Source organism: Ahrensia sp. 13_GOM-1096m (genome assembly GCF_000620605.1).
Lineage (GTDB): Bacteria > Pseudomonadota > Alphaproteobacteria > Rhizobiales > Rhizobiaceae > Ahrensia > Ahrensia kielensis.
On the sequence record NZ_JIAX01000009.1, the window covers coordinates 374,105 to 387,556 of the forward strand.

The following is a 13,452-nucleotide window of genomic DNA, read 5'->3' on the forward strand; positions in this document are numbered from 1 at the left end:
CTCATCAAACAGAACTTTTAACCTTCGTAGCGCTTGAGTACCAGCGAAGCGTTGGTGCCACCAAATCCAAAAGAGTTGGACAATGCAACGTCAACTTTTCTCTCGCGCTTTTTATGTGGCACAAGATCAATCTTGGTTTCAACCTCAGGGTTATCCAGATTGATGGTAGGCGGAACAACTTGATCTCGGATAGCCAAAGCACAGAAAATTGCTTCAACGGCACCTGCTGCACCTAACAAATGACCAATCGACGACTTCGTCGAGCTCATGGATACATTTTCTGCATGATCACCGAGCAAACGCTCAACAGCGGCAAGTTCAATCGTATCAGCCATTGTCGATGTGCCATGCGCATTAATATAATCAATGTCAGATGGCTCAAGCCCTGCACGTTTTAGCGCAGCGCGCATACAACGTTCCGCGCCATTACCATCTGCAGATGGTGCCGTGATATGATACGCATCACCTGACATACCGTAACCGACAATTTCAGCATAGATTTTTGCGCCGCGTGCCAGTGCATGTTCTAGTTCTTCAACCACAACAATGCCTGCACCCTCACCCATAACAAAACCGTCACGGTCTTTATCATAAGGGCGCGATGCTTTTTCCGGCTCATCATTTCGAGATGTGGATAAAGCGCGACACGCAGCAAAACCAGCAAGGGAAATGCGGCTAATCGGTGATTCAGTACCGCCAGCGACCATCACATCTGCATCGCCTAAAGCGACCAAACGGCTAGCATCGCCAATAGCGTGAGCACCTGTAGAACAAGCTGTAACTACCGAATGGTTAGGACCACGAAGTTGGTGCTTGATTGAAACGTAACCGCTCGCAAGATTAATCAAGCGACCCGGTACAAAAAATGGAGAAAGACGTCGTGGGCCGCGCTCTTTGAGCACAATACCGCCCTCAACCATGCCTTCAATGCCGCCAATACCTGAACCAATCAAAACGCCAGTGGCGTTACAATCATCATCCGTTTCAGGCTTCCAGCCAGCATCGGCCAATGCTTGATCGGCAGCAGCAATTGCATAGACAATAAACTGATCGACTTTGCGCTGTTCCTTGGGCTCCATCCAATCATCTGCATTATACGTACCGCCAGTGCCATCACCTCGCGGCATAACACAAGCAATTTTTGCAGGCAGATCATCTGTCTCAAAAGTATCAACACGCTTTGCAGCGCTTTCACCATTGAGCAGGCGGGACCAAGTACTATCGAGTGATGCGCCCAAAGGCGACACCATTCCAGCACCGGTAATAACAACGCGTCTTAGGGACATATCACAAATAGGGCCGGAACTCGTTAAAGCACCGGCCTCTCAAAAAACGCAATTAAGCGTTTGCTTTTTCGATGAACTTCACGGCGTCGCCAACAGTGAGAATTGTCTCAGCAGCATCGTCAGGAATTTCAACGCTAAACTCTTCTTCAAAAGCCATAACAAGCTCAACAGTGTCCAAGCTATCAGCGCCAAGATCGTCGATGAAGCTAGCTGCTTCTGTCACTTTGTCCGCGTCAACACCTAGGTGTTCAACAACAATTTTCTTTACACGTTCTGCGACATCGCTCATTTCAGAGTCCTCGAATTTTTAATTTCTGTTCAAGTGTGACTATCCGTACCGCGCAAGCTAATCAAGCAATTTTAGCACAGTACCGACAATTTTCTTCAGCTTTATTGCGTATGAATACGCATTAAATCATAGCCATCCCGCCGTTTACATGCAGGGTTTGCCCCGTCATGTAAGCTGCCTCGTCACTCGCCAAATATGCGACAGAAGCGGCGATTTCGTCCCCTTTTCCCATGCGTTTCATCGGAATCGCACCCATAATCGCATCTTTTTGCTTATCGTTGAGCTTCTCTGTCATAGCACTTTCAATGAAGCCTGGGGCTACACAATTGACGGTGACATTTCGTGTTGCAATTTCTTGTGCCAATGACTTGGAAAAACCAATTAGACCTGCTTTTGACGCGCAATAATTGGCCTGACCTGGGTTACCAGTTACGCCAACAATAGACGTGATATTGATAATTCGGCCGAATCGACGGCGCATCATCGGGTGTGTCAAAGCACGTGTTAGGCGAAATACAGACGACAAATTGACATTGATAACGTCGTCCCAATCGTCATCTGACATGCGCACGAACAAACCATCGCGCGTAATACCTGCATTGTTTACAAGAATATCGACGCCTTCAAGTGTCTCCTCAGCTTTAGCTGCTAAGGCTGCCACTTCATCCTTATTACTAAGGTTAGCAGGCATCACATGTGTCCGGTCGCCCAGATCATCAGCGAGAGCTTTCAGCTTCTCCTCACGTGTGCCGTGAAGTGCGACAACGGCGCCCTGTGCATGCAAAATGCGTGCGACAGCCTCGCCTATTCCACCAGATGCTCCAGTAACAAGTGCTTTACGACCAGAAAGATCAAACATGTAATATCCCTAATTATTGTTAGGCGTTCGTTTCTAAAAACGCTTCTATATCGGCAGGTGTGTTGATGGCAACGCCAGCAAGATCACGGTTTATTCTTCTCGCAAGGCCCGTAAGGACTTTACCGGAGCCTATTTCAGCAAGCGTTGTTACGCCATTGACACCGAACCATTCAACAGTCTCCCGCCAGCGCACCTGCCCTGTGACCTGCTTAACCAAAAGGTCAGTCAACACGGCCGGATCGGTTTCTGGCGCTACATTAACATTGGTTACAACAGGCACAACGGGTGCATTTGCAGTGACTTCTGCCAGCGCTTTTGCCATAGCTTCAGCGGCAGGCTGCATAAGTGCACAATGGAATGGTGCAGATACTGGCAATAACAATGCTCTTTTAGCACCGGCCTCTTTTGCAGCTTCAGCAGCTGTTTCAACAGCAACTTTAGAGCCGGAGATGACCAATTGGCCGCCGCCATTATCATTGGCGATCTGGCAAATGCCTGATGTTGCTGATGCGGCATTTGTGCAAATTGCTTTAACAGCATCATCTTCAAGGCCGATGATTGCAGCCATTGCGCCCACACCGACAGGTACAGCCGCCTGCATCGCGTTACCTCTAATGCGTAGTAAACGTGCTGTATCAGCCAGTGAGAACGTGCCAACGGCTGCATGAGCGGCATATTCGCCAAGCGAATGCCCCGCAACGAATGAAACCTTGGATTTCAAATCAAAGCCTTTGGCCGCTAAGACACGGGCAACAGCCACGGAAACAGCCATAAGTGCAGGCTGCGCGTTGGCGGTGAGCGTCAAAACATCCTCTGGCCCGTCAAACATTGTCGCAGAAAGCTTTTCACCAAGCGCCTCATCAACTTCATCAAAGACCGCTTTTGCCTCGGCGTAAGTCTCAGCAAGTTCTTTGCCCATACCAACAGCTTGGCTGCCCTGCCCTGGGAATGTAAATGCGAGTGTCATGAATAAGTGCTCCACTGGTTTTGGCGGTCAATGAGGATATGATAAAGGATTGTCAAGCTTTCGGCATATCATCAAGTTCAATTAACTTCTTCAAAAAGCGATAAAATTGTTAATCTTTTAACACAATTTTAAACGAAAATAGTCCAACTGAAAGCGTCGACGATTGTCCTCAATCGCTACATGAGTAGCTCGACCGCCATCAGGCATGTTTTTGCATTTAACGCCTGACATTTAGGTCAAGACATTGAAAATCAGTAACATTCGTATCTCAACTCAGCTTTTTTGCTTAGTATTTGGGTTGATTGCAGCATTCTCCATAATGCAATTCTTTCAAAGCAAAGCCGCATCTGAGAATCTTCGGCAAGAGCGCTATCAATTATTGAGCAGCCAGACTCAAAGCGCAATTTCCATATTGCAATATTATTACGACCTATCGCAGACTGGCGAGATGGCGGAAGAAGAAGCGCGCGCTGAGGCTTATAAAACGGTTTCAAATATTCGCTTTGAACCAGACGGTTACTTTTTCGGATTCGACAGCGACACCAATATGATCCTTCACGCCAACCCAAGTACCGTTGGCAAGAACTTTAAAGGCATGACCGACCAAAATGGTTATCCCTTTGCTGATGAGATGATGAACACTGCTGAAAATGGTGGCGGCATAACGAATTATCACTGGCCTAAACTTGGTGAGCCAGAAAATGTCGTATTCCCTAAAGCCAGCTACAACGCCAAATTTGCACCTTGGGGCATTGTTCTTGGTACCGGCGTTTATACCGACGATTTGAACGCTCAGATTTGGGCTGATCAAATGACGTCCATCTTTGCGGCTTTAATTATCCTTATCCTTGGACTTATTGCTGCATATTTCCTTATTCGCGGCATAACAAACCCATTGAAAAATGTGCATGATGCGATGCAAGCGGTAGCGGCAGAAAATACAGATATTGAAGTGCCACACACCGAGATGAGAAACGAAATTGGCATGATGGCAAATGCAACTCAGACTTTGAAAGAAAAGGTCATTGAGCGCCAGCAGCTAACGCAAGCGAAGATCGAGCAAGACGCCCTCATTAATTCTGAGCGTGAAAGCAACACCAACGCCACCAAAGCAGAAGCAGAACGCCAAGCTAATGTCGTAAAGACAATTGGCGCTGCTCTAGCGCAGTTGGCAAATGGTGATCTTTCCACGCGCTGCGAGGCGCTTGGCGGTGAATATGAAACGCTTCGCCAGAACTTTAATAATGCGATGGAAAAGCTTGAAGCCGCTATGGCGAACATTCACCAGAAAGGCAGCGATCTTGATGCTACTTTCTCTGCGATCAGTCATTCGTCTTCTGAGATGTCAACGCGCACAGAAAGCCAAGCAGCGAACTTGGAAGAAACATCAGCTGCCCTCACCGAGCTAACTGAATCTGTTAGCAGTGCTGCGACGGACGCTAAAAATGTTGCTGGCCGTGTTGATGAAGTCAGCATTGATGCAGCCCGTTCAAATGCAGTTGTCGACAAGGCAATTTCTGCAATGAGCAGTATTGAGAAATCATCAGCAGAAATCACAAAAGTTATTAGCGTGATTGATGAGATCGCCTTCCAGACCAATTTGCTTGCACTTAACGCTGGCGTTGAAGCAGCGCGTGCCGGTGAAGCTGGTCTTGGCTTTGCCGTTGTTGCTCAAGAAGTTCGTGAGCTTGCACAGCGCTCTGCTGCTGCGGCAAAAGAGATTAAAGGCCAGATCCAGCAATCAACAACACAGGTTAAAGAAGGTGTTGGACTTGTTGGTCAGACAGGTGAAGCCTTGAAGCGGATTTCAGATCAGATCAATGAGGCTAATCAGCTCGTTGCTAAGATTTCGGTTTCTGCCAGCGAGCAATCTACAACGCTTCATGCCATTTCTGAGGCTGTTAATGAGATCGACTACGGCACACAGCGAAACGCTGCCATGGCCGAAGAGTTGACAGCAACAGCGGGCGGATTGGCGCAAGACACCTCTGAACTCATGTCTATGATCCAGCAATTTAAGCTTACACAAAAACGCGACGAACTGCGTATGGCAAGCTAGATACGAATATAATTCCCAGTTGCACTTAAACAGCAAGCACTTTGCCTCCCCTATTGTTAAAATAGTGGGAGGTCTTTTTTTCTAAAAACACCTATTTGAATATTGTGCTCAGCCCCAAAAATGCCGCAATTGAGGCAATCATTTGAGCGTCCAATCCCACTTCGGTGATTGCTAATAGGGCTTCAATCCGTGACGACACAAATCATTACACAGGCGGGCACACCTGCAAAATTTACCTTCGACCTCATATTGCGAATATTTGGCGGCTTTACATTTATTGCCAGTCAAATTTTCTGCGCGGCGGCAGCGGTCGTATTTTGTACAGCAGGCCTCTTTCATTTAAGCACGAGGGCAACAATGATTGAATCTGCGATCATCGCGGTGCCGACACTTATATTATGTGCACAAGTGTTCATGATGGTCGTGCGTGCAGAACGAGACCCAGACAATAACTAAATTCACGGCTGGATTAGTCCAACCGTGAAATTTCAGTTTTGAGTGTTGATAGCGCCCAAGGCGCATCAATATTCATCGCAATGGCAACAGGCTTGCGGTTTTCATCGGCAATGGTTGCGCCGTAATTTGCTTCATCCAAGCTCACGCGCAAACCGGAACGGTGAAAGTCAAAGCGCTCAGGGTTTGTACAGCACAACACTGCTGCAGCGTCATGCATGGCGCATCCATCAGCGTTGACCACATCGCGGTAGAACTGCAGATAGAACGGCGTGATGCGGCTAATAAAGCCCCCAATTTTCGGCGACTCTTTCGCAAGCGCTATAAAGTCGTCCGACTTCATCAATGTCTGCATGGTTGCATTCAAGCCAACCATTTTGATCTCTAAATCGGATGCAAAAACCTCATCTGCAGCACGTGCATCATGAAAAATATTGGCTTCGGCATGTTCTGTAATATTGCCGGCATGCTCAAATGCACCGCCCATAAGGACCAGTTCCTTAAGGTTTGAAGCAAAAGAATCATCCAACCGCAGAGCGTCGGCAATATTTGTTAATGGCCCTATCGCGCAGACCACGAGCTCGCCTTTGTTTTCGCGCGCCATACGCACCAAAAACGCGGCAGCGGTCTCATCAATATTGGCACCGATCTCAGGCACGTCAATAATATCGCCAAAACCTTCCGGCCCGTGCACATGCGGTGCAGGTTCATATGTGGCTTCGCCATAAGGTAGGCTGGCGCCCTGCGCCACGGGCACATCAGCGCCCAGCAATCCAGCTAAATAGCGTGCATTGCGGCTCGACTGCCCCACAAATGTGTTTCCAAATATTGTCGTTAGGCCGACAAGCTCAATGTCCGGCATGGCATGTGCAAGCGCTATCGCGATCACATCATCAACGCCTGGATCTGTATCAATAATCATTTTCATGCAGCGCTGTTATCGCTATTTATAATCTGTTACAATCTGGTTTTAGAAATTGCGCCTATTTCACCGCGCAAGACTTAACGCTCTCCCCTTGCACTACGGCATAAAAACTGTATAAGGCGGCCATTGCTGATCAGCCGGGGGCTGAACGGAGGGTGGCCTTTTGGCTATTGAACATTGATTGTGTTCGCCTCCCGTGTTCCCGCTCTCGACCCATACCGAGATCAAAGCACCTTTCCTACCACATTTGTGGCGGATCTGGTTGCGGAGGCTTCGCGCTGAACAGCAGCAACGAAAGGAAAGGCATAAAATGGCTTTATACGAGCACACATTTCTTGCACGCCAGGATATTTCTGCGCAGCAAGTTGAAGAGCTAACACAACACTGGAAAGGTGTTTTGGAAGCAAACGGCGGTACAATCGGCCGTGTTGAAGGCTGGGGACTGAAATCTCTTCAGTACCGCATCAAGAAAAACCGCAAAGCACATTTCGTGATCATGGACGTTACTGCACCTGGTGCAGCTATTCATGAACTCGAGCGCCAAATGCGCATTCATGAAGACATTCTTCGCTACATGACTATTAAAGTTGATGCGCACGAAGAAGGCCCTTCAGCAATGATGAAACGCGGTAGCGACCGTGATGATCGTGGCCCACGTGGCAATGATCGTGGTGATCGTCCTGCACGCGGACCGCGTGAAGACTCACGTGGCCCACGCGAAGATAAAGGTGATAACTAATTATGATCGATATTAATCAGCTTCCAACTCGTCGCCCGTTTCACCGTCGTCGTAAGACATGCCCGTTCTCTGGAGCAAACTCTCCAAAGATCGATTATAAAGACGTGAAATTGCTTCAGCGTTACGTTTCTGAGCGCGGCAAAATCATTCCTTCACGCATCACAGCTGTGAGCATGAAGAAACAGCGCGAGCTTGCAAAAGCAATTAAACGCGCACGTTTCCTTGGTTTGCTACCTTACGTAGTAGGCTAATATACGATTGCTCGGCGGTTCGCCGCCGAGCTTTTCTCTTGTGTGTTCGGCATTCACGAGAAACAGAATAATCACACCGCCTATCTGCTTCGACTAAACAGATATGCGAAAATCCGAGTTGGGGTGACATCACCTCTAACTGCTCGATAGCAGGACAGCGAAATGAACATTAACGGCCAAGACATTATGATTGGGTTGATCGCAGGTGCTGCGACGGCTTTGTTGTGCCTTGGTGTTGCGACTGGTTCAGGTCTATCCATTCTGCTTTATCTACTCTCTGCTGTTCCGATTATGGTCGCTGGCCTCGGATGGAGTCTTGCTGCATCAATCATTGCGACCTTTGTTGCGACGATCGCGGTTTTTGTTATTGCAAATGAAATGACAGCGCTGTTTGTTGTTTTGACCACCGCCCTTCCCGCTGCAGCTTGCGCCTATTGGATGACGCTTTCGCGTCCAGCAGAAGAAATTGGCGGCCCACAAGGCAAGCTTGTCTGGTTCCCATTTGCCGACGTTCTATTTCGTATGTGCCTGATGATTGGCGCAGCTTTTATTATTATTGGTATCGCCATTAATTATGGCCAAGAGCTTATGAAGCCTGTTCTTGACGAACTTGTTGCCAATCTTCAGATCAACAATCCCGATTTTGCATTTTCGCCAGAAGCGCGCACTCAGTTTGATGCAGCGATCGTGAGCATGATGCCATTCATGCAGCCCTTGATGTGGACCTGCGTGATGATTGGCAATCTTTACATTGCGATAAAAATTACGGCGACCTCTGGTCAGCTAAAGCGCCCATCAGATGATTTCCCAACAGCTATGCGTATGCCAAAGCCGTCGCTCATCCCATTTGGTATCGCTGCTTTGCTTTCACTGGTTGGCGGCGCTGCCGGCCTTGGTGCCAGCGCGATTTTAGGCGGCCTAGCAGCGGGCTTCATGCTTTCTGGCTTTGCACTATTTCATGCCTATTCACGCGGCCGCGCATGGCGCCCATTTGGCATGTTTGTTTTATATTTTGCGACGGTACTCACAATGTTACCGCCGTTTTTGATGTTCTTGATTGGCCTGTTTTCGCTCGCGCGCAACATGCCGATTTCCAATCCACCACATAACAATTCAAATGAATAGATAGAACGAGAAAGGTTCAATATTATGAAAGTTATTCTTCTTGAACGTATCGCCAAGCTTGGCGCTATTGGCGACGAAGTTACTGTAAAGCCAGGTTTTGCACGTAACTTTCTTTTGCCATCAGGCCGTGCACTACGCGCAAACGCAGCAAACCGCGAAGTGTTTGAAGCACAGCGTGCCGAAATCGTTGCACGTAACGATGAGCGCAAAGGCGTTGCTGAAGAAATTTCAAAAGGCCTCGACGGCAAAACATTCGTGTTTGTTCGCTCTGCTGGTGAAACAGGTCAGCTTTACGGTTCTGTTTCTACACGTGACATTTCTGAGTTTCTTGCGGCACAAGGCCATAAAGTTTCTCGCAACCAAGTCGATCTTAAAACACCAATTAAGACAATCGGCCTTGTGGACATTTCGTTGACACTTCACCCAGAAGTCGAAACAACAATCACACTCAACATTGCTCGTACAGCTGATGAAGCTGAGCGTCAGGAAACGGGTGAAGATCTTTCATCTGCTGATGCGATCTACGGTGAAAACGATGAGAAATTCGAATCACTTGCAGACTTCGAAGATGAAGATGATGATCGTCCACGTCGCAAAAGATCAAATGATGTTGCTGAAGAAGCCGCACCAGAAGCTGCTTCTGAGTAAGCTTTAAAGCCTCACATCAAGCCCGCTTTGTTTATGCAGAGCGGGCTTTTTTATGCGCTATTCCCGTCAACGAAAAAAGCCGATTAACTTTTTTGCCTGTGAATAGCGTGAATAATGTGATGTAGCCAAAAACTCACAACCAAGACCTCAATAAAGCAGCTATAGCTTTAGCTCAATCAGGAGAGAATCATGGCAGACCCAGCGCGCAAACAAAACGCGGCAAATGACGATTCATCGCCATTATACCGTGAAGCGCCCGGCAACATTGAAGCTGAACAGGCGCTTTTAGGTGCTGTTCTGGTCAACAATGATGCATTCTACCGTGTTTCTGACTTTCTAAAACCTGAGCATTTTTACGAGCCGCTGCACCGCCAAATTTTTGAAGTTGCAGGCCAGCAAATCCGTATGGGCAAAACGTCCAATCCGGTGACGATCAAGACATTCTTGCCTGCCGACGAAAAAGTGGGGGACATTACGGTTGCGCAATATCTTGCGCGTCTTGCCGCCGAAGCGGTGACGATTATCAACGCGGAAGATTATGGCCGTGCGATCTATGATCTTGCCATTCGCCGCGCGTTGATCGGTATCGGCGAAGATATGGTGAATATTGCTTTTGATGCACCGGTTGAAATGCCGCCCGGCGAACAAATTGAAGATGCTGAACGCCGCCTGTTCGAATTGGCTGAAACGGGCCGTTATGATGGTGGCTTCCAGCCATTCAATGACGCGCTGCGCACGGCGATCGATATGGCAAACGAAGCCTATATGCGCGAAGGAAAGCTGTCCGGTATTTCAACAGGGTTGAAAACGCTTGATGCCAAGATGGGCGGTCTGCAACGTTCCGACTTGATCGTTCTTGCTGGACGTCCAGGTATGGGTAAAACATCGCTGGCAACGAACGTGGCCGCTAATATCGCGGCGGCATATCGCGGTGAACAACAGGCCGACGGATCCATGAAAGCCGTTGATGGCGGTGTCGTTGGCTTCTACTCTCTTGAGATGTCAGCCGAGCAGCTTGCGACGCGTATTTTGTCTGAAGTGTCGGAAGTGTCCTCTTCAAAAATCCGCCGCGGTGAAATCACCGAAGCCGAATTTGAGCAGTTGGTTACAACGTCGAACCAAATTCAACGTATGCCGCTCTATATCGACCAAACGGGTGGTATTTCTATTGCCCAGCTTGCTGCGCGCGCACGCCGCCTTAAGCGTCAACGCGGTCTCGATGTTATGATCGTGGACTATATTCAGTTGATGTCAGGCTCATCGAAAAATTCCGGCAACCGCGTGCAAGAGATCACAGAAATCACGACCGGCCTTAAAGCGCTGGGCAAAGAATTAAACGTGCCAATTATCGCTTTGTCTCAGCTTTCTCGTCAGGTGGAAAGCCGCGAAGACAAGCGCCCTCAGCTTTCCGACCTTCGCGAATCGGGTTCTATCGAGCAGGATGCGGACGTTGTGCTCTTCGTGTTCCGTGAAGAATATTATATCCAAAACATGGAACCGCGCCGTTCGCCAGAAGATTTCCGAAATGATATTAAAAACGAAGAATATATCGCTTGGGAAGAAAAGATGAACAAAGTGGCCGGCACGGCGGACGTTATCATCGCCAAGCAGCGTCACGGACCAACCGGCACTGCGCGTCTTTCTTTCGTGCCGCAGTTTACGCGCTTTGGCGACCTTGCTGAAGACGATCACGTGCCAGAACAATATGAATAGGCGAATGCTTCGAACATATTGTTTGATATGGCATTAGCAAATTGACGATTATGGCGATAACTGCAATAAGAACGTACCAAGAACACAGGTGCGCGAAACTGCATGGCTAAAAAATCTAAAACCGCATTCATTTGTCAGAACTGCGCCACCACGCACACGCAATGGCAAGGCAAATGCGAAGGCTGCGGCGAATGGAACACGATCGTCGAAGACAACCCTTTAGCGGGCATTGGTGGTGGGCCCGGCCGCGCGCCTAAAAAAGGACGTGTTGTGCCCCTCGCCTCGCTGGATGGCGAAATCGAAGAAGCGCCACGCATTATCAGCCGTGTTGCTGAGCTTGACCGTGTTACCGGTGGCGGTTTTGTTCGCGGCTCCGCCGTTTTGCTTGGCGGTGAGCCTGGTATTGGCAAATCAACACTTCTCATGCAGGCCGCAGCTGCTTTATCCCGCGCAGGGCATAATATTGTTTATGTGTCTGGTGAGGAAGCCGTTGCACAGGTTCGCTTGCGTGCAAAACGGCTCAAAGCCAATGAGACACAGGTGCTGCTTGCAGCAGAAACCAATGTCGAAGACATTTTAACAACGCTCAACGATATGGAGAAGCGTCCTGATCTGGTGATTATCGATTCGATACAAACCATGTGGACAGACAGCGCCGACTCAGCCCCCGGCACAGTCACACAGGTTCGCCAGTCTGCGCAGGCGCTTATTCGTTACGCAAAATCCACAGGCGCAACCGTTGTTATGGTTGGCCATGTCACCAAAGAAGGCAATATTGCTGGACCGCGCGTTGTTGAACATATGGTAGACGCCGTCATCCAGTTCGAAGGCGATGGCAGCCATCAATATCGTATATTGCGTGCGCTCAAGAATCGCTTCGGCCCGACTGATGAAATCGGTGTTTTTGAAATGATGCAATCGGGCCTACGCCAAGTTGCCAACCCATCTGAGTTATTTCTGGGCGAGCGGGCCGATAATGCCCCGGGCGCAGCTGTCTTTGGCGGCATGGAAGGCACGCGGCCTTTATTGGTTGAAATACAGGCATTGGTTGCACCAACGTCGCTCGGCACACCGCGCCGCGCTGTTGTTGGCTGGGATTCTGCGCGCCTTTCAATGATCATTGCTGTGCTGCAAGCGCATTGCGGTGTGAACCTTGGGCAGCACGATGTTTACCTCAATGTTGCTGGCGGCTATCGCATTTCTGAACCTGCGGCCGACCTTGCGGTTGCCTGTGCATTGATTTCTTCACTTGCTGGACTTGCTTTGCCGACTGACTGCGTCTATTTCGGCGAGATTAGCCTTTCGGGCTCGATTAGACCGGTGCCCCATGCGGGCCAAAGGATAAAAGAGGCCGAAAAACTGGGTTTCAAGTCGGCAGTTTTGCCAAAAGGAAGCTCGGATGTACCTAAACGCAACGATGAAAGCATTTTTGCAGCGGAAAAACTTGTAGATCTGGTCGTAAAGATTGCAGGCGGCAAAACACTATCCTATGAGAGTGATGAAAAATAATGGACGAAACGGGACATGTTTTGGTCATTCGGAATTAAGGGATAATTTGGTCGGGCCTTTAATATTAAGAAACCGATCTTTTTACGGGAATAGCATTCAATGCCAATAACACTCCTAGACGGCCTTTTTATCGGCCTTGTTCTTCTTTCAGCTTTACTGGCAATGGTACGCGGATTTTCTCGCGAAGTATTATCAATCGCCTCTTGGGCAGCAGCCGCTGTTGCTGCGTTTTTCTTCTACAAGCAACTTGCGCCAACCGTTGATAATTACATTGGCAATGAGTTGATTTCGCAGCTTGTCGCAGCTGGCCTTATTTTCATTGTCACATTGATTATTGTGACCGTGATCACCATGCGCATTGCTGATATGATTATTGATAGCCGCGTTGGCCCACTTGACCGCACACTTGGTTTTGTATTTGGCGCAGCACGTGGTATCGTGGTTGCAGCTGTTGCAGTTTGGTTTATCGACTTTTTTGTCGGCGGCGCCCAAATTGGCTGGATTGATAATGCCAAATCCAAACCATTCCTTGATACGGTTGCAAACCGCATGATCAACCTCCTGCCAGAAGATATAGACAGTATGATCTCTGGCGAAAATGATTCACAAAATACGGATACTTAGCTATC

Annotated in this window: 14 protein-coding genes; 9 read left to right on the top strand and 5 right to left on the bottom strand. The window is 48.7% G+C overall.

The genetic code is table 11. The annotated features are described in order from the left end of the window. Positions 1-17: 17 nt before the first annotated feature. The 4 genes from fabF to fabD all read right to left on the bottom strand — a co-directional run bounded on the left by fabF (position 18) and on the right by fabD (position 3,401). Positions 18-1,286 carry a beta-ketoacyl-ACP synthase II gene (gene fabF, locus N530_RS0105810; RefSeq protein WP_026479926.1) on the bottom strand — a complete coding sequence of 423 codons (1,269 nt, stop codon included), beginning with the start codon at positions 1,284-1,286 and terminating at the stop codon, positions 18-20. Between the two features lie 52 nt (positions 1,287-1,338). Beyond that, a complete protein-coding gene (locus N530_RS0105815) occupies positions 1,339-1,575 on the bottom strand; it encodes an acyl carrier protein (RefSeq protein ID WP_018687488.1) in 237 nt (78 codons plus the stop codon). A gap of 121 nt (positions 1,576-1,696) precedes the next feature. Further along, entirely contained in the window at positions 1,697-2,434 is a 738-nt protein-coding gene (gene fabG / locus N530_RS0105820) for a 3-oxoacyl-[acyl-carrier-protein] reductase (protein WP_018687487.1), read from the bottom strand. A gap of 19 nt (positions 2,435-2,453) precedes the next feature. Further along, the gene (fabD, locus tag N530_RS0105825; protein ID WP_026479927.1) at positions 2,454-3,401 is read right to left on the bottom strand and encodes an ACP S-malonyltransferase; all 948 of its coding nucleotides are present in this window, start codon (positions 3,399-3,401) and stop codon (positions 2,454-2,456) included. A gap of 250 nt (positions 3,402-3,651) precedes the next feature. On the opposite strand from fabD, the gene N530_RS0105830 reads away from it, so the two are divergent. Together N530_RS0105830 and N530_RS0105835 are read left to right on the top strand one after the other, a co-directional pair. After that, positions 3,652-5,460 (top strand): methyl-accepting chemotaxis protein, encoded by a 1,809-nt coding sequence (locus N530_RS0105830; protein ID WP_026479928.1) that lies wholly within the window; start codon positions 3,652-3,654, stop codon positions 5,458-5,460. A 189-nt stretch (positions 5,461-5,649) separates the two neighbouring features. Further along, entirely contained in the window at positions 5,650-5,916 is a 267-nt protein-coding gene (locus N530_RS0105835) for a hypothetical protein (RefSeq protein WP_155851930.1), read from the top strand. Positions 5,917-5,929: 13 nt separating this feature from the next. Here N530_RS0105835 and N530_RS0105840 read toward each other — a convergent pair whose 3' ends face one another. Beyond that, positions 5,930-6,841 (bottom strand): nucleoside hydrolase, encoded by a 912-nt coding sequence (locus N530_RS0105840; RefSeq protein ID WP_035266444.1) that lies wholly within the window; start codon positions 6,839-6,841, stop codon positions 5,930-5,932. 307 nt (positions 6,842-7,148) lie between these two features. Between N530_RS0105840 and rpsF the strand changes: the two genes are divergently transcribed. The 7 genes from rpsF to N530_RS0105875 all read left to right on the top strand — a co-directional run bounded on the left by rpsF (position 7,149) and on the right by N530_RS0105875 (position 13,447). After that, positions 7,149-7,577 carry a 30S ribosomal protein S6 gene (rpsF, locus tag N530_RS0105845; protein ID WP_026479931.1) on the top strand — a complete coding sequence of 143 codons (429 nt, stop codon included), beginning with the start codon at positions 7,149-7,151 and terminating at the stop codon, positions 7,575-7,577. Positions 7,578-7,579: 2 nt separating this feature from the next. Further along, a complete protein-coding gene (gene rpsR, locus N530_RS0105850; protein WP_026317115.1) occupies positions 7,580-7,828 on the top strand; it encodes a 30S ribosomal protein S18 in 249 nt (82 codons plus the stop codon). Positions 7,829-7,990: 162 nt separating this feature from the next. Continuing rightward, positions 7,991-8,953 (top strand): DUF2232 domain-containing protein, encoded by a 963-nt coding sequence (locus N530_RS0105855; RefSeq protein WP_026479932.1) that lies wholly within the window; start codon positions 7,991-7,993, stop codon positions 8,951-8,953. Between the two features lie 24 nt (positions 8,954-8,977). Continuing rightward, on the top strand, positions 8,978-9,601 hold the full coding sequence (gene rplI, locus N530_RS0105860; RefSeq protein WP_026479933.1) for a 50S ribosomal protein L9: 624 nt from the start codon (positions 8,978-8,980) through the stop codon (positions 9,599-9,601). Between the two features lie 189 nt (positions 9,602-9,790). Then, the gene (locus N530_RS0105865) at positions 9,791-11,314 is read left to right on the top strand and encodes a replicative DNA helicase (protein ID WP_018687478.1); all 1,524 of its coding nucleotides are present in this window, start codon (positions 9,791-9,793) and stop codon (positions 11,312-11,314) included. Positions 11,315-11,416: 102 nt separating this feature from the next. After that, entirely contained in the window at positions 11,417-12,823 is a 1,407-nt protein-coding gene (gene radA / locus N530_RS0105870; protein WP_026479934.1) for a DNA repair protein RadA, read from the top strand. Between the two features lie 99 nt (positions 12,824-12,922). Next, positions 12,923-13,447: a CvpA family protein gene (locus N530_RS0105875; protein ID WP_018687476.1), complete on the top strand. Its 525-nt coding sequence runs from the start codon at positions 12,923-12,925 to the stop codon at positions 13,445-13,447. Positions 13,448-13,452 lie beyond the last annotated feature (5 nt).